The sequence below is a fragment of the Streptomyces sp. NPDC059008 genome, assembly GCF_042749045.1.
Lineage (GTDB): Bacteria > Actinomycetota > Actinomycetes > Streptomycetales > Streptomycetaceae > Streptomyces.
The window spans coordinates 17065-39633 of sequence record NZ_JBHYJC010000037.1 but is presented as its reverse complement, the minus strand read 5'-3'; the positions used below and the strand labels follow the sequence as shown (position 1 = coordinate 39633).

Sequence of the window (22569 nt, the reverse complement as noted above, 5' to 3'; positions counted from 1 at the left end):
CCGTCAGACGGTGTACTTCTCGTGCGGGACAGCCCTGCACCACACCGCCTCGAACGCGGCCGCGCACAGCGCTGCGGTCTCCGGGTTGCTGGTGCGTTCCTTGGCTGCCCAGTCTCCGGCGCCGGTGAAGTGGTTGAACTGCACGAGGCGGCCGTCCAGGAGCCAGAAGTCGGCGCCGGGCAGGGCGAGGTCGGCGGCCTGGCGGCGGGGCAGCCAGCGCACGTCCTCCCCGGCCTGCAGGTTGAGCACGGTGATGGCGTGCTCGTAGCGGATGTAGTCGGTGACCGGCTCGGAGACGATCCGCGCCCGGCGCATCACCACCCCGCGGGACACAGCGTCGGCCACCAGCGGCAGCCAGTCGGGCCAGAACGACCGAGACGGGTCGGTGTTGGCCACCCCGGTGCGCAGAAAGGCGGCATAGTCCTCGGCCTCGTCGCTGACCGCGTACTGGTCGCGCATCTCCAGATGCACAGCACTGTGGCGGGTCGCGGCGAGCAGGTCAGCGAACGGTGTCTCGTTGAGCTCGTTCAGCGACATCGCACGCCTCCCTCACGATCGGCACCATGCGAGCCGGGATCCGGATAACCCGCTCATGGGCGGAGACCCCCATCGCGTGCCCGGGCACCCACTGGGTGCTGCCGATCATCTGCAGCAGGAGCGCTTCGGCTCCCTCGCCCTGCAGGACCAGATCGGCGCTCCCCTCCTCCACCCACACCGTCGGCGATCCCTCGCCTCCGGTGTTCGGGGCGATCCCGACGAACCGTAACGTCACGACTGCCTCCCCTGTCGAGTCGGTTGCGCACAGTTGCGCAACGACCGTCCCGCGGCAGTTGGGCACCGCCAATCCCCCGCCCGAGCCATTCGTTCAGCCCCTGCCGGTGGCGGCCATCCACACGAGCGGGAGCGAGAGTAGATCGCGGTGCCCAGCACGGCGCCACGGGACCATCCCCGCGGGTGCGGGGAGCAGGCCGATGTGCCTGGTGAAGATGAGCACGGCACGGGACCATCCCCGCGGGTGCGGGGAGCAGGAGTTGAGCGTCTTCGCGCGCTACAACGCCCAGGGACCATCCCCGCGGGTGCGGGGAGCAGCCGCTCCAGCCCCTGTACGCGCTCCTGAGCCGGGGACCATCCCCGCGGGTGCGGGGAGCAGACGGTCCGTCACCATCGTTCCTGAGGGGGCCACGGGACCATCCCCGCGGGTGCGGGGAGCAGAGCAGCTTGGCGAACGACTTCGCCCCAGCGGTGGGACCATCCCCGCGGGTGCGGGGAGCAGCCCACATGCCGTGCCGGTCGGCGTGCGACCCGGGGACCATCCCCGCGGGTGCGGGGAGCAGGCTCGCGTCGGTGGTCACAGGGACACCTCGCCGGGACCATCCCCGCGGGTGCGGGGAGCAGCGGACGGTCCGGCCCGGAGAGGACGCCCGCATGGGACCATCCCCGCGGGTGCGGGGAGCAGGGTTGGCCTACTCGGTTCGCATTGTCAACCGTGGGACCATCCCCGCGGGTGCGGGGAGCAGCGGCCAGATGGGTTCGGTGGCGAACCGGCTGCGGGACCATCCCCGCGGGTGCGGGGAGCAGGAGCAGGGCCGGCACCTCGGCCGCCGCACGGTAGGACCATCCCCGCGGGTGCGGGGAGCAGGAAGAACCCTCCAGACCACCCAGCCGGAACACGGGACCATCCCCGCGGGTGCGGGGAGCAGGCGGGTGCCCTGCTCTGGAACCCGGTGGAACGGGGACCATCCCCGCGGGTGCGGGGAGCAGACCTCGACGGATCTCGACCTGGATGCGCCGTTGGGACCATCCCCGCGGGTGCGGGGAGCAGAGGCGGCCGCGGCCGCCGGCGAGGGGTGGGCAGGGACCATCCCCGCGGGTGCGGGGAGCAGTTCACCGCGCCACGCTGACCGGTTGAACGGCGGCGCGTTCGGGACCATCCCCGCGGGTGCGGGGAGCAGCGGTCCACGTACGAGAGCGAGTCCGGCCACTCGGGACCATCCCCGCGGGTGCGGGGAGCAGCGGTCCACGTACGAGAGCGAGTCCGGCCACTCGGGACCATCCCCGCGGGTGCGGGGAGCAGACTTCACGACCAGCGGTTTTACGGGGCTTGCGCCACTTTCTTGAGCGCTTTCATCGATTCAGGCTTCCAGGACATTTACCAAGATTCCTCTCTACCGGCCGCCGAAGCGTCGGCGCTTGGACGCCTTGCTCCATCCGGTCGGGGCGACGGTGGATGGCACGGCCTTTGGCCGGCGCATCAGTGTGATGCCCTCGTGGTCCGCAGGCTCCCAGGCATGGTCCAAGGTGCGAAAGGTGAAGCCTTGTTCGTTGTTGGTGGTGTGGGCAAGCAGGGCTTGGCCTTTGGCTGCGTACTGCTCGATTTCCGACCACAGGGAGTCTCTGATGCGGGCTGAGGGGTTTCCGATGAAGACACCTGCGGAGATCTCGAACATCCATCGGGTGAGGAAGCCACGCAGTCCCGGTGGGCAATTGTTGAGGACGATGACCGTCACCAAGTTGCCTCGGCGTAGTTCTGGCCAGCGGCAATGTCTCGGTCTCCGTCCGTACGCAGCGTGACCACGTCGCCGTCGAGGTCACGTTTGGCTCGGGAGCCCCCAGGCTTCAGGAGCTGTTTGATGTCTGCGACGCAGCGGTCGAGCAGGTTGGCGCGGTTGATTTGATCGCGCAGTGCACGGCGTGTGCGGGGACCGACATCGGTCTCGTCTTCGGCTGCGACGGTGAACGCGGTGGGGATGCCGATCTCAGTCTTGTAGAGGTCGGCGATGTCCAAGACGAAGGAGAGTTCGTGCCCTGAGTGGATGAAGCCGAGGCTGGGGCTGCAGCCGAGAGAGGCGATCACCGCGTGGGCGATGCCGTACATGCACTGGGCGGCGGCAGTGATGGCCTGGTTGACGGGGTCACTACTGGTGAAGTCTCCAGGAGTGAACTGTCTACCACGCCAGACCAGCCCGGTTCGCGCCGCCTGCGCGCGGTAGCAGTCTTTGACCCGTTGTCCTTCGCGGCCCAGGAGCTCATGCCGTGTAAGTGCAGCTGGATCCTCGTCCGGGAATCGAAGTTGATACATGGCGCGGGCAACGCACAGGCGCGTTCGACGGTTTGCCCAGCAGGTGGCCTGCGCTTCGGCGAGTGCAGAAGAGCGGGTGAGGGCTCGGCCACTAGCGTAGTAGCGCACACCGTTCTCCCCAACCCACACCACGGCTGCTCCGCTCTCGCCCAGGACGTTCATGGCCTGGTGGGTGACGCGCGTGCCAGGTCCGAGAAGCAGCGTGCCAATGGTGGCGGAGGGGATGTGGGTGATTCCGTCGCTGTCCTCAGCGGTGAGGGCGTTGGCTTCACGGTGGACGGTGCAGCGCTCGAGATAGATGAACGACAGGCGGTCGCTGGTGCGCGTGAGGTTGCGCGGTGTGAGGGCCGGGCGTGCGTTGACGGTGGTCATGCCCTTCCCTGTGTCGTCGCAGCAGGTGCGAGGGTCATCAGTCCGCAGCCGTAGGCCTTGGCTTTGCCGAGACCTTGGGTGAGTGTGCGTCGCAAGGCCGCAGGGTCGGTGACCTCGAGGACGCCGTCGTAGGTGACGGTCACCAGACGCACCGCTTCCTTGGTTGCGCTTCCTTTCGTGAAGGCCAGGTCGCGTCGGTCGCGGACCGTCAGCTCGTACTGGTCGCCGTGGTGGGCATGTCCTTGGTGTGTCGTGCCATGCGGCAGTAGACGGCGCTCGGGCGGTTTCTCGATGATGCGGAATCCGGAGCGTTCTTGGCGCTCGATCAGCCATCGCTGCTGGTGGTGGCTGGTCTGGTGTGCGGTGCGCTTGGTTGGTTCTCCATCTTTGCGGCGTGCGAAGTGGATGGGGTTGGCGGTCAGGCGGAAGGCCCACACGGTGCCGGCGGTGAGCTTGTCGAGAAACGGCGTGTAGGGGCGGCTTTGCCAGCCGGGGGTTTCAGGATCGGTGGCAGCCGCCGGCCAGCCGGCTTGCTCGACGAGATGCGTCATGTCGGGCCGCGTGGGGCTGACGACGTAGAGGAACACCTCGGCGCGTGCGTTGTGGTCCACGCGCCAAAGGACCCGCGGACAGTCGCTGTCACTCGGCAGGACGGTGGGGAAGGAGGACATGACGGCGGCGTGCAGGGACTGGGGGGAGCTGAGCAGCCGGCGTGCTCCTGGGCGTGCGCTGTTCACACGGAATCGGGTCAGGTGCATCAGACGTCTTCTGCTTCCAGAAAGCTGAACGGATCGTGGGCTGGGGCCTGCTGCGGGCCCGTGGCGGGCGCCTTGAGGCTGTGAGGGTTGGGCACGCTGATGGTCGTGCTGGTGTAGGTGCGCAAGGCATGGCGGCGGTGGGCAGTGGAGAAGCTGACGGGCTGGTCGCGCAGGCTGTCCCCGGTTCCGTCCTGTGTTTCCAGCAGTGTCACCAGATCGACCTGGGCATCACTTCGCCGCATGCGTTGGTACCAGCGCGCCGCCTGCCACGGCTCACGCTGCAGTGCCTCCTGGAGCCCGCAACCGCTGTGGACTGCCAGGTCCACGGGGCGCGCAGGCGGGCACGAGCGCCGCCCGAGATAGGGCAGGTAGACAGGTGCGCGCAGAGCGTGACGGAGTTCGGTGACGAGGCTCTCGTCCCCCTCGACAGCGGCGACGAAGACGGCGTCGGAGAGGTAGAACCGTTCGGTCAGCGGCATCGCCTTGCCGGTGGCAGCGTGATGCGCCGTCTGGAAGTCACGTTGGCGGGTTCCGGGCTGGTCGATGCGCACCGCGAAACGGAGGCCGGCCAGCCGGGCGAGGCCGACGTCGTCGTTGCGGTCGGTGCCCTGGGCGGAGGCCAGAAGACCGATCACTCCGCTCTTGGTGGGCGCGGACTCGGTGGTGCGGCGCACGAACCGCGACGAGGCCCCCCACGATTGCAGGGGGCCTGCCAGCAGCAGGGTCAGGACACTCATCCGCCCTGCTCCACGTGATCCGCTACGGCCTGGCCGACGGAGGCGACGAGGGTGGTGAGGCTGGGACTCTCTTGCCCCAGTCCGGCGAGTTTCTCGGTGCTGGCTCCCACACGCAGAACCCACGTCTGTGTGGAGTCCTCATCACCGTAGGCGCGCTCGACCGACGGAACGTACTGAGCGAGCCGTTCGCAGGCCTCCTTGACGTATCCGCCGTCCTCGCCCCGTACCGGCTCCTCGAAGACCGACGCGAAGCTGACGGGCCGAGTGGTGCGCAGCTTGACGATGACCGCGTCGGGCAGGGTGTGGTTGCCGAACGTGTTGATCTTTCCGGTGGGCAGCGACGCGATGAAGCCGTGTACGAAAGCCTCCACCGCTCGCCGTACCGGTGTGGTGAGCGGCTCGTCGTCGCGTAGCCCTTCCCCCAGGTTGCTGCGTAGCTGGTGGACGTTGAGGGCGGCGTAGCGGTAGAGCGTGGCGGAGTTGAAGTCGACGGTGCCGATCATGCCGGCGCCGGGCTCGGCGTCGGTGTTCCGGTCGTCGACGGCGGTGTAATAGTCGGATTCGTTTTCGACCCGGTGGACGCTGATGGCGTGTGCGACCTGCACCGCGGCGTCGACATTGATGTCAGCGGAGTCGGCGACCATCCGACCGAACAGCGCGATGTCCACCGAGTGCCGGGTGTCGGCGATCTCCTTGGCTCGGGCCTTGTTCTCCTTGTCCTTGAAGTGCGTCTTGACGTCGGCCGCGGCGTCGACGGCGATCTGCGCGAGGCCGTCGAGCTGCCGGGCGCTGAGGAACATCAGATACTTCGACGTCGGCGCGGCCGGCTCCTCGCCGTCCTTTTCTGCCCCACGCTTGCGCTGCGGCACCTCGATCTTGGAGCCGGTTGCGGTCTGGATCACTTCAGCGGCCAGAGTCAGTGCCGCTGCGCCGCTGATGGCGGAGTCGAGAGCGGTGATGCGGGCGGCTAGGACTTCGGCGACCTTCTTCGTCCGCACCCCCAACTCCGCAGGCTCCAGAAGCTGCTCGTCGGTGAAGTAGGTGCGGGTGGCGCGCTTCCAGGCCTGGCTGGAGACCCTGGCACGTGACACGCCGCCGTAGACGGCTGACTTCGGAGCGCCGGTGTCGTCGCGGTTGAGGTTGCTGGGCGGGACGGTCTGCAGGGCGTGTACATCGAGGAAGATGCGGTTCACGAGGCGTCCTTGTCGAGGCTCTTGTCGTCGTTGTCGGTGTCAGAAGCGCCGCGCGGGCGGTAGGCCTGGAAGGAGCGGCCCCAGGCCCGGCGCACCGTGTCGCGGCCGCCGGGCTGCTGCCAGGCGTAGAGCTGTCCGGCGAGCAGCGCGTAGTCCACGGCGATGTCTTCGCTGCGGAGCAGGACCACCAGGCCGCGGAGCCTGTCGGCCAGTTCGCGCAGCGTGGGGGCGGTGCCGATACGCACGAAGCGTTTGCGGACCGGTTCGCCTGCCTCGTCGGGCGGCATCAGCTGGCGCACGGCGGCGCCCAGTCCTGTCGGCTTGTCCTTCGTATCGGGCTGGTGCATGGCGCTGCTGCGTGACTGCTGGTGCAGCGTCCATAGGGTCACGGCGATGTGGAGGGCGTCCTCGGCACACGTCAGTTCCCGCTCCCGCAGGGGCCGGCCCCCGTCGGCTGGCTCCTGATACAGGGGTGAGGAGTCCGTCAGTCCCCACAGGTCGGGGACCTGCTGGAGCTCTTTGCCTGCTCCGTGCCGCAGCCGTGCGAGTGTCGCGACGGCCGAAGGCTGGTCGGTCAGATAGCCCCGCTGCAGAGGCAGGATGATCTCAGCTGCTACCTGGGAGACCCGGGTCTGGGCAGGGGATGGTGAAGCCAGAGTGGTCATGCGGGCACCTTTGGAGAAGAGGAACCTGATCCGGGCGGAACATCGGTCGCATCCGCGGCTTCGGTGTCGGCGTCGAAGGACGCGCCTACCGATTTGCTCAGGCGGCTGCGGAACCACCGGTCAGCCAGGGACGAGTTCAGCCACAGTGAGCCCTGCTTGCTCTCCACCAGCCGGCCTTCCCACGCAGCGTCGCCGGCGGCGGCCAGCAGGTCCTGGCCCAGCCGCCGCACGATCCGGTAGACCTGCTGCTGCCAGAGCGCGCGCTGCTTGTGGGGGTCTTCGGCCTCGCCCAGGGCAGCGAGCCAGGTCCGGTACGAGCTGTCCAGCGCCCCGAACCCGGCATCACGCGCGGTGTCACGGACCGGATCCGGCGCGCGGCCGGCGGCCCGGGCAAGGTCCGCAGCCAGATTCCCCAGCGCGGTCACACAGGCTTCCGCATCCGTGACCGCAGCGATCGCCACGGAGGCATGGTCGGCCTGCTCCTGGTGCAGCAGCACCACCGCCATGGCGACGTGATCTTCGACAATGTCGTCGATGACGGACTGCTGTGTGCCATAGAGCGCCCCCACGACCCGGGCCCGGATCAAGTACCGACGCGGCAGCATCCCTTCGGTGACCAACCGAGCCACCCACTCCAGTACCCCTGGCCGCAACGACGCAGCCGCCTCGCTGCCCTGCACCCCACCGGGCGCCCGGTCGGCGATCAGGGAGGCGAGCCCCCGCCAGGCCTGTCGCGCCGGATCGTGCTCCCGCGGCATGTAGACCAGCGCTTCAGCACGCTTCTTCTCCTGCGCCTGGCTACGCCGCCAGCCGGTCATCGGCTCGCGCTCGTGGCGGTTGTGGGGCGTGAGCGGGTCACCGTAGCCGAGCACCATGCCATGGACACCGCCGGCGTCGAAGTGCAGGCGCAGCCGGCGGGTCTGCCAGGTGTACAGGTCCCGCACCCCAGAAGGCCGGTGCGCGAGGTCTTCCTGGGCTGTGGCCCCTGGGCCGCAGGGGTCACGGCGCCAGGCCGGCCGGTCGTCGTCACCGAAGTGCAGGTCGGTGGTGTCGGCGGCGATCAGGTTCAGCAGCAGCGTCTCGCGCAGTGTGGCGCCCTCGACGAAGACTCCGCCGAGGTTGCCGGCCCACCCCACACCGAGAGGGTAGACCTTGCCGCCTTTGACACGGTCGTCGTCGACGACGCCGGTCTTGATGCCGGAGGTGTCGTAGGCGTGGGCGTGGATGAGCCACCGGGCCGCTTCGTCGAAGTTGATACGGCCCACGGCCGGCATCCGGGCGCTGAGGTAGGGATCGCCGTTGGGGACGTCGGCCACGATCCGGTTGAGGTCGAAGACCTCGTCGCGGCCGGTCCTCAGCCCCGCCACCTGGAAGAACGGAGCCGTCGGGTGCAGCAGGTCGAACCTGCCACGGTGGTCATCCAGGTAGCCGCCCAGGGGGGCGAAGCAGTCGTCATCCGCCCACAAGTCCGCCCACTCATCGACGTCGGCCGGTCCGTCGAGCGCATCATGGGTGAGGGCGAGCAGCAGCCGCAGCAGAGCGAACTCCTGCGTCGCAACGTCCCCCACCAGCCGGCGCACCCTGTGGGCTTGGGCGAACACCTCGCGTAAGGACAGATGGTCCTGCTTGCCGTCGAGGTACTGCACCAGCAGCCACGGTTGGCAGCTCAGGTCGAACGATAAGACGTCGGGGGGTGGGCTCTCTTCAGGCACGGGTCACCTCGAGACCGTCGGCTCGGCTGTATCGGAGTGCGTAGCCTGCCAGCTGGCACTGACAATCACCGTCGAGCGCAAGAATCAGCTGGCCAGCGAGCCAATGACTCCCCTTGCCCTGCCACGCCTCCACGTAAAGCTGCTCAAGTTCGGCGACGGCACGGTCCATCACCTTCGGGTCCGAAAACTGCATCGGAAGCCGCAACCCGCTCGCCGCAGCCGCCTTCGCCGCCCTAACCGACGGCACACGGTCCACCGGAAGCTCCAGCCCGCCTCGGCCCTCGTCCAACCACGGCAACGTCGCCAAAGTTCCGTCCTCGCGACGCTGTACAACCAGCACCTCCAGGCTCTCCCGGCTGTCACGCACCTGCGCACGCCCAGCACGGGAGTCATCGGCGTCACCAACCCCCGCCGCAACCCAGCCGACCAACGGCCTCCCCGCCCGACCGACCTCGCCCAGCCGGAAATGCCCAGCACGCTCCACCTGGTCCGCCAGACGCTCCTCATGCTTCCGACGAGCGGCACCGACGGCCTCAGCCCACCGTCCCGACCAGACAGGCTCCGGCCCATAGGCGGACTGGACCAGCACACTGATGTCCTGCGGCAGGCTCACCGACCGCCGCTCACCCTCCAGGTGCGGCGCGAGCACAGCCGCCGACCGCAGCAGCACATACGCCCCATACACCGCTACCGACCCGCGCACCGGAACCGGAACCGGACCCGACCAGTCCGCCCCCGTCACCAGACACCGCGCCACCCGCAGCCGCTCCGGCCGACCCACCTCCTTCACCCCACGCTGATGACGGTGCAGCCGGCCCATCCGCTGCAGCAGCAGGTCAACCGGACACAGATCGCTCACCAGCAGATCGAAGTCCACATCAAGGGACTGCTCAGCCACCTGACTGGCCACCACGACATGCTTCGCCGGCCGCCGACCACCCGCCGCACCGGGCGGACCGAACCTGTCGACCAGCGCAGCATCATTCGCCGCCCGGTCCAGATCCACGAACGCCGAGTGCGCCACCGTTACATGCGCGTCCCCCAGCCGCCTACGCAGCAGCTGCGCGGTCTCCAGCACTCGCTTGACAGTGTTCCGCACCACCAACACACAGCCGCCACCCTCAAGCTCCCTCTCCAGCCGGCCGGCAAGCAGCTCAAGGTCGTCTTCGAACCGCTCAACCTCCACACAGCCCTCACGCCCCGACGCCCCCGGCGCGACCACGACCGGAGCATGCCCCGGCGCCACCGCCGTCACCAGCGGATACGCAGCCTGTTCCGACAGCGCACCGAACCCAACAGCACCATCGCCCGCCCCTGCATACGCCTCGGCAAGCTCCCTCCGGCGCCGCGCCGGCAACGTCGCAGACAACACCACCACCGGCACCCGATATGCCCCCAGCCACGACAGCACACGGTCCAGATACACGTTCATGAACGCGTCGTACGCATGCGCCTCATCGATGACCACGACCTTGCCCGCAATCGCCAGATGACGCAGCGCCAAGTGCCGACTCTTCAGCCCCATGAACAGCAGCTGGTCGACCGTGCCGGCCACGAACGACGACAGCATCGCCTTCTTCCGCCCACGCAGCCACTGGTGCGCCACCAGCTCCGCAGACGCACCATCGCGCACCACACCGGACCGGGAATCCTCGCTGTCACCATCCGCATCAACAGCGCGGATAGCATGCCGGCTCACCCTCTCCAGACCGGCGAACACGTCGTTCAGCGCCGCCTTGGAATGCGCCAACTGAACCGAAACTCGTGCGCCCTCCACTGCCGGCAGCTTCTCCAACCACCGCACGACCCGCGAAAACATCGCATTTCCCGTCGCCATCGTCGGCAATGCGAAGAACACACCCCCAGCCCCCGAACGAGCCGCGAACACCTCAGCGGCCGCCAACGCCGCCTCCGTCTTGCCCTCCCCCATCGGCGCCTCGACCACCAGCAGACCCGGCTGCGGCATCGTTCGAGCCAGCCGCACCACCGCCTCCTGAACCGGCCGCACCTCAGCATCCTCAGGAAGCTCAAACCGCTGAGCAAACAACCCCGCGACGTCAGTCCCAAGCTCACCAGCCACCCACGGCCGCGGCAATCGCAGCCCCCGCCACGCCGCAGCCACACGGTCCGCACCCGAAACTGCAGCGGCCTGCGGAAAGTAGGGAAACAGGTCCGGATTGCTCGCGATCCAGTCAGCGACAATCACCAATGCCGACAACTGCACCTGAACCGGCTGCGGCAACCGCACCGCCTGCCACTCCCCCAGCCGGCCCTCCACCCCGAAGGCCTCCGCGCACACATCCAGCAACGAATCCTGCACCCGCCGCCACACCCCCTCCGACTCACCGGGGGTCCGCAGCAGATCCGGACGGTCCAACAGGTCCTTCAACTGGTGATGATCAGGCGGAACGCCATGATGACCGCCCACCACCACCCCAAACTGCGCCGCCTGCCTACCGGTCCAGCCCCGCCGCTCCTCCAACCACTCGGCAAGCAGCACCTGACCTGCCAGACCATGCGGAGCAATCTTCCGATCACTGCCGAGTTGACGCTGGGTCTTCATCTCCAGCCCCACGTCCCGCATGCAATCAGCCAACGAATCCACCTGGCAGGCGAAAGCAGGAGTTGCCTTGCCGATGTCATGAATCCCTGCCAGCCAGACGCCCAAAGCACGGGCATCCGACAACCCCTGCGGCAGAGCCTCCGCGATCAGCGACTGAACGCTCGACGGCAACCACCTATCCCACAGCAGCCCCGCCACCGCGGCGCTGTCCTCCATGTGTCGCCACAACGGCAGCCAACCCTCACTGCCACGGTCATGCTTGGCCCACACAACCCGAGCTGCCTTCGCCAGCCGGTCTCGCAGTCCAAACGACGTCCCCGCACCTGTCATGCGATATGACTACACACAAGCACCCTTCACGGGGGCTCAATTAAGACAACCCGTCCCTTCCCGGAAGCAGAGCCGCTATGATCCGGCCCCCGCGGGAACGGCTGCTCCCCGCGCCCGCGGGGTGGTCCCGTGGCGACGTCCGTGCAGAGCTGCTCGGCATTCTGATCCCCGCACGCGCAGGGATGGTCCCGGCTTGTACTCCTCGCCCACGCCGAACAGGTCCTGCTCCCCGCACCCGCGGGGATGGCCCTCGTGAGACCGCCGGCCAAGCCGTCGTCGACAGCTGCTCCCCGCACGCGCAGGGATGGCCCCTACACCCTGGGCGCGCTCTCCCTAAGCTCGCCCCCGCCCCTGCGGGGATGGTCCCGCCGACTTGTACACGCTCGGCAGTTTGTTGATCTGCTCCCCGCACCCGCGGGGATGGCCCCTGCCCGTGCCACACGGCCCGGGTGTGCGAGGGCTGCTCCCCGCACCCGCGGGGATGGCCCCGACAGCGCTGATCGTGGTTGACGTCCAAAACGCTGCTCCCCGCACCCGCGGGGATGGCCCCCCTCGACCCGGCCAACAGAAATTCGACGTAGCCTGCTCCCCGCACCCGCGGGGATGGGTGGTCCCCGTTATGAAGTAGTCGGTGGCCATGCCGACCGCCCGACCGCCTGCTGCCCGTGGTGGGCCCAGCCGGCCCGCCTCTCCCGGGCGGGGCAAACTGCTCCCGTGCCCGGCGGTTTCGGCTGTGGCTGCTACCCGCGGTGCGGCAACGGCCTCGAATGTCGTGGATGCCGTAGTTGATGGAAGTGCTTCGAAACCGTGTCGGTCACGTGCAACTATGCAGGTCACTCAGTCTGCTCCCCGCACGCGCGGGGATGGCCCCGGTGGGGCACCAACGGCGCCCAGACCATCATGCTGCTCCCCGCACGCGCGGGGATGGCCCCTGCTGACCCCGCCGAAGGGGAGGCGACCGGCGCTGCTCCCCGCACGCGCGGGGATGGCCCCGCCCACGTGCTTGCGGAACCGGGTGATGAGCTCTGCTCCCCGCACGCGCGGGGATGGCCCCGTCCCCAAGGACAGGGTGCGCCGCATCCACGCCTGCTCCCCGCACGCGCGGGGATGGCCCCTGCGTCCAGGGCGACAGCAGGCCCTTGGCGGTCTGCTCCCCGCACGCGCGGGGATGGCCCCTCTACAAATCGGGGATGCGGCTTTCCGACCCCCTGCTCCCCGCACGCGCGGGGATGGCCCCGACCTCAAGCGCATCGGGAAGACGAAGAGCGACTGCTCCCCGCACGCGCGGGGATGGCCCCGTTCTCCTACTTCGACACCGCAGGCGGCTGGACTGCTCCCCGCACGCGCGGGGATGGCCCCGTGCTGGTACGGAACCGGTTGGCGCCGGTGTTCTGCTCCCCGCACGCGCGGGGATGGCCCCCCGCCATGTCTCCACCCCGAAGAAGTGCCGAACTGCTCCCCGCACGCGCGGGGATGGCCCTCCCGTCCGAGCCGCGGCGCGACGCTGGCGGCGCTGCTCCCCGCAGGCGCGGGGATGGCCCCGCGGTCCGTGCCGAGGGCGGCGAGTGGACCACCTGCTCCCCGCACCCGCGGGGGATGGCCCGTCAAGGACTTCGTGGACCCCGGCTTCTTCGACTGCTCCCCGCGCCCGCGAGGATGGTCCCGGCGTTGAGTTGGCCACCGACGTCAGTGCGCTCTGCTCCCCGCGCCTGCGGGGATGGCTCGAGGCCTATGCCGTCACCATCGCCAGCCCCTCTTCCCCCACACCGGCGGCGATGATCCGTCACCAAGTACACAAGTATGACCCTCTTCTGCTTTCTGCACCCGCAGGGATGGTCCTGAGACGCGAGGATGGTCCCAGCGTGGGCCTGCTTCCGGCGACGCGTCAAAGGCTTCGAATGCCGTGAATGACGGAGAAGTGCTTCCGATCTGTGTCGTCGACGTATAACGATGCAGGGCACGAAGTCTGCTCCCCGCACGCGCGGGGATGGTCCCCGCGGGTCCTCCGCGGCCAGCGCCCGGCCACCCTGCTCCCCGCACGCGCGGGGATGGTCCCGGAAACCGACCACCCCAAAAGCCGGAAGAAGACTGCTCCCCGCACGCGCGGGGATGGTCCCTGGGCCCCGGTCAGGTCGCGGTTCACGAACCTCTGCTCCCCACCCCCGCGGGGATGGTCCCATCTCGCCCACCGTCATCGTCACCATCCAGTCCTGCTCTCCGTGGCCGTGGGGGCCCAGCCAGCCGGCCTCTCCCGGGCGGGGCAAACTGCTCCCGTACCCGGCGGTTTCGGCTGTGGCCGCTACCCGCGGTGCGACAACAGCCTCGAACCTCGTGAATGCCGTAGTTGATGGAAGTGCTTCGAAACCGTGTCGGCGACGTGCAACGACGCAGGTCACGCAGTCTGCTCCCCGCACCCACGGGGATGGTCCCGAGATGAAGTCGCCACAGGCCGAGGTGCCCAACTGCTCCCCGCACCCACGGGGATGGTCCCGCCACGGCGGCCGTCGAGAAGTACCGGGCCTGCTGCTCCCCGCACCCACGGGGATGGTCCCCGCCCGTCACGGGCAGCCGTGTCCGCGTCCGACTGCTCCCCGCACCCACGGGGATGGTCCCGAGCCCGTCCCCGCAGTCGACGCGACTCCCACCTGCTCCCCGCACCCACGGGGATGGTCCTCGCCACAGCCACGCTCCTCAGTCGCTGAGCTGCTGCTCCCCGCACCCACGGGGATGGTCCCTCGATCGCGTCGCCCCGGTGGAAGGTGAAGGGCTGCTCCCCGCACCCACGGGGATGGTCCCGAGCACCAGGACGTCGACGAGACCGCCGGCTTCTGCTCCCCGCACCCACGGGGATGGTCCGACGACCTGGCCGCCGAGCACCAAGCCGGCTCTCTGCTCCCCGCACCCACGGGGATGGTCCCGTCAGAGCGGCTTCGAAGGCAGTGCCCTCGCGCTGCTCCCCGCACCCACGGGGATGGTCCCAAGGTGGGCGACAAGGGCGTGTCCGCGACGACCTGCTCCCCGTACCCACGGGGATGGTCCCTCGGGAAGCTGGTCGTCAACGGATCGCAGGCCCTGCTCCCCGCACCCGCGGGGGTGGTTCCGGTTACGCGTCACCGCGTGGGGGCCGCGGATCCTGCTCTCCGCGGCCGCGGGGCCCAGCCGGCCCGCCTCTCCCGGGCGGGGCAAACTGTTCCCGTGCCCGACGGTTTCGGTTGTGGCCACTGCCGGCGATGCAAAAAACAGCCTCGAATGTCGCGAATTTCGTAGTTGATGGAAGTACTTCGAACCGCGTCGGTCACATGCAACGATGCAGGTCACGAAGTCTGCTCCCCGCGCCTGCGGGGATGGCCCCTGAGTTGTCAGGGGAACCGTGATTGTCGTCCGCTGCTCCCCGCGCCTGCGGGGATGGCCCCGTGTCCGCCGCGAGGCGTGCGTGGGCATGGCTCTGCTCCCCGCGCCTGCGGGGATGGCCCCCCAGCGCGACGGCGGAGAGTACGAACGTTGTTCTGCTCCCCGCGCCTGCGGGGATGGCCCCGGCGTCGCCCCCCACACGCAGGTCGTCGCCTGCTGCTCCCCGCGCCTGCGGGGATGGCCCCCCCGGCCGTACCTTGGCGCGGTAGATCTTCACCTGCTCCCCGCACCCGCGGGGATGGTCCCTCGGCGAACTCGGCGTAGCTGCAGACCGACGGCTGCTCCCCGCACAAGCGCGGATGGTCCCGCTGTCTCGATGTACGAGCCGCAGTGGATGTGCTGCTCCCCGCACCCGCAGGGATGGCCCCAGCTCCCACGGCTACCGCGTGGGAAGAGCTGTTTGCTCCCCGCACCCGCGGGGATGGCCCCGGTGGGGGCACCCGGCTGTTGCCCACGGAGGTCTGCTCCCCATACCCGCAGGGATGGCCCCACGTCGGTGGAGTTGTCGGGGGGCGGAGGGGTCTGCTCCCCACACCCCCGGGGACGGACCCGCTGGCGGTGTGTGGCTGACGGGCGCGCTCAGCTGCTCCCTGCTCGTGCAGGGATGGTCCTGGCGCGCACGCCCTGGCCGTCGAACGGGTGATCTACTCCCCGCCCCCGTGGGGGGGATGGTCCCGTCATGAAGTAGTCGGTAGCCATGCCGACCGCCCGACCGCCTGCTCCCCGCACCTGCGGGGATGGCCCCTCAGGCGATTTCCTGGGATCGCCATCGGTCATCTGCTCCCCGCATCCGCGGGGATGGTCCCTCCTATGCGGACTTGGTGATGGGGCGCGTCATCTGCTCCCCGCACCGGGTCTGCTCCCCGCACCCGCGGGGATGGTCCCGACCGGGGTGTCCACCGGAGTGTCCGGGGTGTCTGCTCCCCGCGCGCGCGGGGATGGCTCCCGTCGCGCAAGGTCCCGTCGCAGGGTGAGCTGCTGCTCCCCGCGCGCGGGGATGGCTCCTCCTCGAAAGTAGGGGCGCCCTGATGGAGTGTCTGCTCTCCGCACAAGCGGGGATGGTCCCATGCCCACTTTGCTGGTCAGCAGCGGACCGAACTGATCCCCGCACCCGCGGGGATGGCCCCGGTGACGCCTGCCCAGTCGGGGTGCTGGCCGGCTGCTCCCCGCACCTGCGGGGATGGCCCCGCCTGGCGGAGCCACTTCTCACCGTTCTGGTGCTGCTCCCCGCACCCGCGGGGATGGCCCCGCATGCGGCCGGGTACTGGTGGGTCCGCCATCCTGCTCCCCGCACCCGCGGGGATGGCCCCCCCGCAGCGATGCGGGCTTCTTCAAGGCCGGACTGCTCCCCGCCCCGCGGGGATGGCCCCGGCAGCCCCGGCTACCGCAAGCCCTGCAAGTGCTGCTCACCGCCCCCGAGGGGATGGTCCCAAGACCGCCGAGGACTTCGCTGGCGGCCTGGACTGCTTCCCGCACCCGCGGGGATGGTCCCCACCCCCTCCGGACCGACGGCACGGCGCTCCTCTGCTTCCCGCACCCGCGGGGATGGTCCCTTCGCGCAGATGGTCAAGGTGGCCCAGGAGCGCTGCTCCGCTCCCCGCACCCGCAGGGATGGCCCCTCGGCGAACGGCTGACGACACCTCTCCGCACGCTGCTCCCCGCACCCGCGGGGATGGTCCCAGGCCGCGCACCTTGGCGTTCGCCCGGCGCTTCTGCTCCCCGCACCCGCGGGGATGGCCCCACGAACTTCTCGTACCACTACTGGCGAGCGATCTGCTCCCCGCGCCTGCGGGGATGGCCCGGAGGTCACCCGCCACGGCGGTGAGAAGCCGTGCTGCTCCTCGCGCCCGCGGGGATGGCCCCACGATTGACACGGTCTACACCGGCCGCAACTCTGCTCCCCGCACCCGCAGGGACGGTCCCCGGGTCAGGATGACGGAGGCTGTGGTCTGCAACTGCTCCCCGCTCCCGCGGGGATGGCCCCGGTCGGGACCGCCGGTGCAACCTGCGTGCCGACTGCTCCCCGCGCCTGCGGGGATGGCCCCCATGATGTGGAGGCGGACACAGGGCCGTTCTCCTGCTCCCCGCACGCGCGGGGATGGCCCCGAGCGGAAGCTCCCCATGTGGGTGCGCTGGCTCTGCTCCCCGCACCCGCGGGGATGGTCCCAACTGGGACCCCCGGGACGGCACCGCCGACCGCTGCTCCCCGCCCCTGTGGGAGTGGTTCCACCTGCGACACCGCGTGCTCGTGGGACTGGACCTACCCCCCCCGCACCCGTGGGGATGGTCCCAGGCGCAGCGTGGGCGTGTGCCCGCCGGTGAACTGCTCCCCGCAGCCGCGGGGATGGTCCTGCCCTCAACGCGAGCGGCGCCCGACCTGACGGCTGCTCCCCGTACCCGCGGGGATGGTTCCAGCGCACGCCGCGGCCGCGCGGAAGATCCTCACCGTGCTGCCAGACGTCTGCCCGCCGATCGCTCCAGTCGCTCGGGGCGCTGCTGAGTTGGCCGGCCCGTTCCTCGGGTAGGCGTCGCAGCGCGCAGCGAGTAGACGCGGCTCAGCTCGCCGCTCACGGATCACCGTCCCGGCGATGTCGCTCTCCAGCGGGTGCGCGGCGAGCTCGGTCAGCCGCGCCGACCACGGCGCGGGCGCGGCCTGCACGGTGCGGACAGTCGTCTGCTCACGCAGCTGCTCCGGCCGCGTCGCCAGCAGGTACTCGGCCGTGCGCTCCCGGGTGGCGACGGCGGCCTTCGTCGCCGCGACGGCGGCGACGGCGCTCGGGTCGTCCAGGTCGGCGGACCAGATGGCCGCGACCCCGCTCCTGCCCCGCGTTGGGGCTCCCCGCCACCGGTTCTTCCTGGATGTGGGGGGGGTAGCGGGCGGAGCCGTCTGTGCCGGGCGTCTTCCCGGGCATGCAGCAAGGCGATGCGTGCGGGATCTGTCTCCGGAGCGGGAGCAAGACCGCGGTATAGGCGGCTGGAGGGTCCGGTCATCCTCTCTCCCTCGGCGGTCATCTGTGATGCCTATTGGACCACTGGTGCTGCTCCGGTGGCGCTCAGCGTGGAAGCCGGTTTGGGAGGACTCTGTGGCTGTGCCGGTCACCAGGTGATGGTGGCTTTCCGAGGTGCGTAGGAGTGGCGGTCCTTGGCTATGAGGACTTCGACGCTGCGGGAGTCGGTTCGGTGCATGAGCAGGAGGGTGTCCGCGTCGTACTCCAGCTCGCCAGCGAGGCCCAGGTGACGGTGCTGCAAGGGGTCGGAGTCGGTGTCGACGGTCAGCTGTGCCATCACCACGATCGGCACGCAGGAGGCGAGCATTTTCAGTCGGCGCCCCAGATCCGCTGCCTGCTCGGGTTCGTGAAAGGGCTCGTCGTCGTCCATCTGCATCAAGGCGAAGTGGTCGATGACGACGAGGCTGACCGGGCGGCTGGTGCCGGCGCGGCCTTCGAGGACGGCTTCGATGCTTTGGGGGCTCAGTCCTCTGCGCCGGATTTCCAGGTTCGGTACGGGATTGCGGGGCGTGAGGTGGGGCGCGTACAGCAGGGTGTGTTCGCCCTGGGCCGCGGTGTGCAGGGCGAGGTCGTAGCCGGCTTCGGCTTCTCGGCTGCCGGTCAGTGCGCCGATGCCGATGAGGTGGCCGGGGCGGAGGTGGAGGTGTTCGTCGAGTTCGGGCCACGGCGAGGGCATATCCGCGTCGCCCGAGGGCTCACGCCAACCCTGACTGTCACTCAGCGCCACACCGTCACCTACTTTCTGGGCCCCCGAGTTGCCCCTTGTCGCCTGCTGATGACACGGTCGCACTGCGCGAGAACGGGCACGGCCCATCCATGATCTTTGGCGTGAATGCAGCGGATGCCGTGTCCGATCGCTCACCTGCCCTCCGCACTGGCCTCGGAGAAGACATCGGCAGCCCCGGGAAGCCGGGCCGACGGGATTCGCGCGCCTTCCCACCGCGGTGCGCACGAAGGGCAGGCGGTGGCCGCCTCGGGGTTGTAGCGGCGGCGTCGGCAGACGCACCATGGCCAGTCGAGGCAGGTGGGGCACTGGGTGTGCGGGGGTAGTACGGGCAGGCCGCAGGCGCCGTTCTTGCCGATGCACTCCCCCATGGGCGGCCGGTAGGCAACGGCCTCGCTGGGTGTGCGGTCCGCAGCCGACGACGGCCCGTGCTCCTCGCCGTAGGAGTTCTCGTCGGCTTCGCGCTGGGGAACCAGGAGACGCCCGCCGCGGCAGACCTTGCAGGGCTCGTCATCGCGGTCGGGGCGGTCGGCCAGATGCCAGCCGTCCTCACACTGGCCGCCGCACGGTGTGGGTGCCAGCAGCCATGCCGCGACGTCGTCGGGCCGGTACCCCTCGCGGTTCCCCTCGGCTTCACGGCTGAGGGGGCGGCTGGACCAGCTGCGCCACCACCGGCGCTCGACGCGGGCTGCGAGCTGCGCGGGGGTGTGACGCTGGAGCTCGTCATAGATCATGTCGACGACCGTGGGCGGGACTCCGCCGCCGCAGGCGAGGACCAGCTTGTCCGGCAGGCCGGCCAGGACCACGCGGAGGGGATTGCTCGCCCGTGCCGCGTTCTGGCACGCGTCGCACTGGTCCCAGTCCCAGGCGCGGGGAAAGAAGGTCTGGGTCCACTTGCGGTGGCGGTCTTTGCGCTTCTCCGGTTCGACGTGGGTGATGCCGGAGGCGTAGTCGGGGCGCTCGGGCAGCGGCTCGGCGCAGGTGCGGCAGCGGCCCCTGCAGACGCGGCACCGTTCGCCGTTGGGCGTGAGCGCCTGGCAGCTGGGGCACTCCCGTCGGCACACGGTGCACAGGTGGTCCTCCGGATGCGGCTGGGGAAGCCAGCGATTCTCGCCCTGGCATCGCACGCAGCGCCGGGAGTCGGTCTCTTCCCGGTGGGTGGGCAGGATCGGCTGTCCTGGGCACTGGTCGCAGCGGATGACGGCCCGGTCGGTGGTGTAGCGCAGGTTCATGTGGCACTCCTGGCGTGTTCCTCGACGTGATGGGCAGCCGCAAGCTGTTCAGCGTAGTGGCTGGTGATAGCGCACCAGGTAGCTGTGGCGGCCGAGACCCGGCGCTGGTACTCGGCTGGGGCTTCGGCCTCGGCCGCGGGGGTGTAAGCGGCGTGGGCGGCAGTCTCCGCGGCGCGGGCCGCCTTGGGGGCGAACGTAGCGAGCACCTGGAGCTGCTCGCGGACTGATACCGGCAACAGCGGCTCGGCCACAGCAGGTTGCATCTGAGGAGCTGTCGAATCTGGAGGACTGTGAGGCGGAGGCACCTGAGCGGCCATGGCCGGCTGCTCGACGGCGGGCCATGGCACCCGCGTGCTGAGCTCTGCCTGGAGCGCCTTCCGAGCCCGAATGGCCCGCTGCTGGTCCATGACCTCGAATTCGCAGGCGTCGCACCGGACCGTGTCGGTGGCCTTGGCCCGGACCGTGCCGCGGCAGCCCTGGCGGGCGCACAGGAGGGTGGTCTTGCCGCCGGGGGCGTAGGGCAGGCCGATGGTCAGAGCCCACGACAGACCGTCGCGGCGGAACGCGTACGGACGGTCCTCGGCGCCGGTAGCCAGGGGCTGGAGACGCTCCCGCAGGCGAGCCGCGATCATCGCGTCGTCGTCACCGTCGACCATGAGACCACGCACCAACTGCGACAGGCGCTCGCGTTGATAGCTGCTGGGCGACGGGACGATCCGCGCGAGGATCTCCGCGACCTGCGGAGTCTGGTGGCCCAGCGCCCGGTGCAGGGGGGAATGGGGAGGAGGTGCGGGCGTTTGCCGTTCCGCGCGCAGCGCGAGGTCGCCCCCGGTCGTCGGCACGGGCACAGCCCTGGCTTTGGGGACGACGGCTTGGTCCTCGCGTGCGCACGTGCATTCCGGCAGGCCACAGCAGTTCCCACGGCCATAGCCGGAAGAGCTACTACCACCTGCACTCTCATCTACCACCGGAGCCATAGGTGTGTGATGAGCGTGCAGTCCTGCAGAAGAAGCACCACCCTCAGAGCCCGCTTGCATCCCCCTGACCTGCGGATTTGCCGACCTCGGGGTGATCTGGTCCCGCCCTGCAGAACGATCACTCCGACGAGGCCCCGGAACGAGCCCTCCGGGACGGCCGGCGGCACGCTGCCTCCGCCGCATCTCCCGGTACGCGGCCTCCACCGCCGGAATTACCAACTGCTCGCGACCGGCCGGCGTCAGCCGGGCCTCGACGACCCCGGCCGTCTGCAGCCGGTCCAGGACCTGAGCACCGGTCGCCGGTGAGCAGCCCAGCAGCCGTGCGATCGTCGCCGCCATGCGCCCGTGCTTGCCCACTGCCCCGCCGCACAGCCGCACCAGACCCGTCGCCCGCGACTCCAGCACCAGCAAAAGCAGCGCGAGACGGTCCGTCGCAGCCCCCCGGCCGGTGCGCCTGCCCAGCAGCCCAGGCGGCGTCTGCGTACCGTCGCGGTGCGACCAGCCCGGCGCGCACACCGCCTCCAACAACCCCCAGAGCACCGCGAACTCCACCTTCTGCAGCCGCAACGGGTGCTCGGCGGGCTGCTCGTGGCGGGCATCGCGCAGCGGCAGCAACTGCCAGCGAATACCGGTGATCACCCGGGTGCCCGGCCGCAGCCGGTTTTCGGAGTGAGTGATGCCCTCCCGGTCCAGATGCGGACGCACCTCGTGCCCGATCGTCGATGCCGACACGCCGACCCAACGGCCCAGCTCCCTGGCCGTCAAGTCGACCGTGAGGTCCGCTGCCGACGTTCTCGCCGCCAGGACCACGGCCGTCATCCGCACCGAATCCGGCGCACCGACCAGACCCGGCTGGCGCATCAGTTCCTGCATCGCCGCCCACAGCCGGTTGCGCATCTTGTTGGTGTGCGTCAGCCAGTTCGCCGCCTCCCACACCAGCGGAGGCTCCGCCTCCCGCACCACCATCGCCGCCGTACTCACAGCTGCCTCCCCTCAGCCACGCGACCGCGCGCGGCGTGTGGGGCGACACCATCAGCCGAACCGGACAGGTCCAGCCGGACGAGCTGAGCGAAGGCGACGTGCGAATCGATCACGCACAGAGAAGGGACCGCTGAAGAAGCTGATGTGACACGGGACGTAGAAGAAGGCATGCGAAACGGCCCAACGGGCTGCCTGTGGACAGCGGCCGCGAACGCAGACCGTCCCGACAGCTGAGTCGTGAACCGTGCCCCATGTCCCGCAGCGCGGGAAGCCGGGCCGGCACCGATCACTGGCTGGAATCCGCCAGAACGAATGGCGGAAACCGACCAGCGAGGAAAGATAGAACGCCCATTCCACGCCAAACAGGCATGGCTGGGCTGGCAGAAGGCGCGAACGTAGTGCAAGATGTCACCGACGTCTTCCTTTACGGGACGACAGAGCCCCGCCTCGGTGGTGCTTGGTTCTGGGAGAACCTGAAAATCGCCTCGATCACCCGGCGCCAACCGGAATCGATCTAGGCCCCGGCCCGGTCGCCAAACCGGTCCGATGACACGAAGGCCGCGCACGGTGCGCCAACACCAGCGGCCAGGGCGGCAAAGCCGCCCAGTGGACCTACCTCATCTCCACCCCCTCCGGGGGAGAGATGTGCCCGTGCCGGACCGGCGCGGAAGACGAGAAAAGGCGCCAAGCCGGAGCGACGAATGAGTCATCACTTCTACGGCAGGCGCCTTGCTGTGTGCCTGGTGAAGGGTACGGGTACCCTTACCCATGTCGAGACCTTTCCTAAGAGGGTCTGCGGCCGTGCCCCGGAGTGCAGCCTCGCGGGG

At 69.7% G+C, this 22569-nt stretch carries 13 protein-coding genes and 4 CRISPR repeat arrays; all 13 genes read right to left on the bottom strand.

Annotated elements, in window-relative coordinates:
• Positions 1-3 precede the first annotated feature (3 nt).
• Positions 4-537 (bottom strand): DUF6879 family protein, encoded by a 534-nt coding sequence (locus tag ACFWZH_RS30530; protein WP_384438395.1) that lies wholly within the window; start codon positions 535-537, stop codon positions 4-6.
• Positions 500-772, bottom strand: a complete 273-nt coding sequence (locus tag ACFWZH_RS30525; RefSeq protein ID WP_384438392.1) for a hypothetical protein — start codon at positions 770-772, stop codon at positions 500-502. The genes ACFWZH_RS30530 and ACFWZH_RS30525 overlap by 38 nt, the downstream gene beginning before the upstream one ends.
• 166 nt (positions 773-938) lie before the next feature.
• Positions 939-2074: a CRISPR direct-repeat array (repeat unit 29 nt; unit sequence GGGACCATCCCCGCGGGTGCGGGGAGCAG).
• Positions 2075-2165: 91 nt separating this feature from the next.
• The gene (gene cas2e / locus ACFWZH_RS30520) at positions 2166-2507 is read right to left on the bottom strand and encodes a type I-E CRISPR-associated endoribonuclease Cas2e (RefSeq protein ID WP_384438389.1); all 342 of its coding nucleotides are present in this window, start codon (positions 2505-2507) and stop codon (positions 2166-2168) included.
• Entirely contained in the window at positions 2504-3451 is a 948-nt protein-coding gene (gene cas1e / locus ACFWZH_RS30515; RefSeq protein WP_384438386.1) for a type I-E CRISPR-associated endonuclease Cas1e, read from the bottom strand. Before cas1e ends, cas2e begins: the two co-directional genes overlap by 4 nt.
• Positions 3448-4209: a type I-E CRISPR-associated protein Cas6/Cse3/CasE gene (cas6e, locus tag ACFWZH_RS30510; RefSeq protein ID WP_384438383.1), complete on the bottom strand. Its 762-nt coding sequence runs from the start codon at positions 4207-4209 to the stop codon at positions 3448-3450. The genes cas1e and cas6e overlap by 4 nt, the downstream gene beginning before the upstream one ends.
• Complete coding sequence (gene cas5e, locus ACFWZH_RS30505) at positions 4209-4946, bottom strand: type I-E CRISPR-associated protein Cas5/CasD (protein ID WP_384438380.1); 738 nt, start codon at positions 4944-4946, stop codon at positions 4209-4211. Before cas5e ends, cas6e begins: the two co-directional genes overlap by 1 nt.
• Entirely contained in the window at positions 4943-6139 is a 1197-nt protein-coding gene (gene cas7e, locus ACFWZH_RS30500; protein ID WP_384438377.1) for a type I-E CRISPR-associated protein Cas7/Cse4/CasC, read from the bottom strand. The genes cas5e and cas7e overlap by 4 nt, the downstream gene beginning before the upstream one ends.
• On the bottom strand, positions 6136-6804 hold the full coding sequence (gene casB / locus ACFWZH_RS30495; protein WP_384438374.1) for a type I-E CRISPR-associated protein Cse2/CasB: 669 nt from the start codon (positions 6802-6804) through the stop codon (positions 6136-6138). The genes cas7e and casB overlap by 4 nt, the downstream gene beginning before the upstream one ends.
• Positions 6801-8516: a type I-E CRISPR-associated protein Cse1/CasA gene (casA, locus tag ACFWZH_RS30490; protein ID WP_384438371.1), complete on the bottom strand. Its 1716-nt coding sequence runs from the start codon at positions 8514-8516 to the stop codon at positions 6801-6803. The genes casB and casA overlap by 4 nt, the downstream gene beginning before the upstream one ends.
• A complete protein-coding gene (gene cas3 / locus ACFWZH_RS30485) occupies positions 8509-11295 on the bottom strand; it encodes a CRISPR-associated helicase Cas3' (RefSeq protein WP_384438368.1) in 2787 nt (928 codons plus the stop codon). The genes casA and cas3 overlap by 8 nt, the downstream gene beginning before the upstream one ends.
• A 956-nt stretch (positions 11296-12251) precedes the next feature.
• Positions 12252-13134: a CRISPR direct-repeat array (repeat unit 29 nt; unit sequence CTGCTCCCCGCACGCGCGGGGATGGCCCC).
• Between the two features lie 676 nt (positions 13135-13810).
• Positions 13811-14510: a CRISPR direct-repeat array (repeat unit 29 nt; unit sequence CTGCTCCCCGCACCCACGGGGATGGTCCC).
• Positions 14511-14732: 222 nt separating this feature from the next.
• Positions 14733-15371: a CRISPR direct-repeat array (repeat unit 29 nt; unit sequence CTGCTCCCCGCGCCTGCGGGGATGGCCCC).
• Positions 15372-17916: 2545 nt separating this feature from the next.
• Positions 17917-18555, bottom strand: coding sequence for a DnaB-like helicase C-terminal domain-containing protein (locus ACFWZH_RS30480; RefSeq protein ID WP_384438365.1), 639 nt, complete (start codon positions 18553-18555; stop codon positions 17917-17919).
• Positions 18556-18686: 131 nt separating this feature from the next.
• On the bottom strand, positions 18687-19784 hold the full coding sequence (locus ACFWZH_RS30475; RefSeq protein ID WP_384438363.1) for a hypothetical protein: 1098 nt from the start codon (positions 19782-19784) through the stop codon (positions 18687-18689).
• Positions 19781-21742 carry a hypothetical protein gene (locus tag ACFWZH_RS30470; RefSeq protein ID WP_384438360.1) on the bottom strand — a complete coding sequence of 654 codons (1962 nt, stop codon included), beginning with the start codon at positions 21740-21742 and terminating at the stop codon, positions 19781-19783. The genes ACFWZH_RS30475 and ACFWZH_RS30470 overlap by 4 nt, the downstream gene beginning before the upstream one ends.
• Between the last annotated feature and the right edge of the window lie 827 nt (positions 21743-22569).

Excerpts from the sequence above, each read along its gene's own strand:
- ACFWZH_RS30530 (WP_384438395.1), bottom strand. The coding sequence starts at position 537 with ATGTCGCTGAACGAGCTCAACGAGACACCGTTCGCTGACCTGCTCGCC.
- cas1e (WP_384438386.1), bottom strand. The coding sequence starts at position 3,451 with ATGACCACCGTCAACGCACGCCCGGCCCTCACACCGCGCAACCTCACG.
- cas6e (WP_384438383.1), bottom strand. The coding sequence starts at position 4,209 with ATGCACCTGACCCGATTCCGTGTGAACAGCGCACGCCCAGGAGCACGC.
- cas5e (WP_384438380.1), bottom strand. The coding sequence starts at position 4,946 with ATGAGTGTCCTGACCCTGCTGCTGGCAGGCCCCCTGCAATCGTGGGGG.
- casB (WP_384438374.1), bottom strand. The coding sequence starts at position 6,804 with ATGACCACTCTGGCTTCACCATCCCCTGCCCAGACCCGGGTCTCCCAG.
- cas3 (WP_384438368.1), bottom strand. The coding sequence starts at position 11,295 with ATGGAGGACAGCGCCGCGGTGGCGGGGCTGCTGTGGGATAGGTGGTTG.
- ACFWZH_RS30475 (WP_384438363.1), bottom strand. The coding sequence starts at position 19,784 with ATGAACCTGCGCTACACCACCGACCGGGCCGTCATCCGCTGCGACCAG.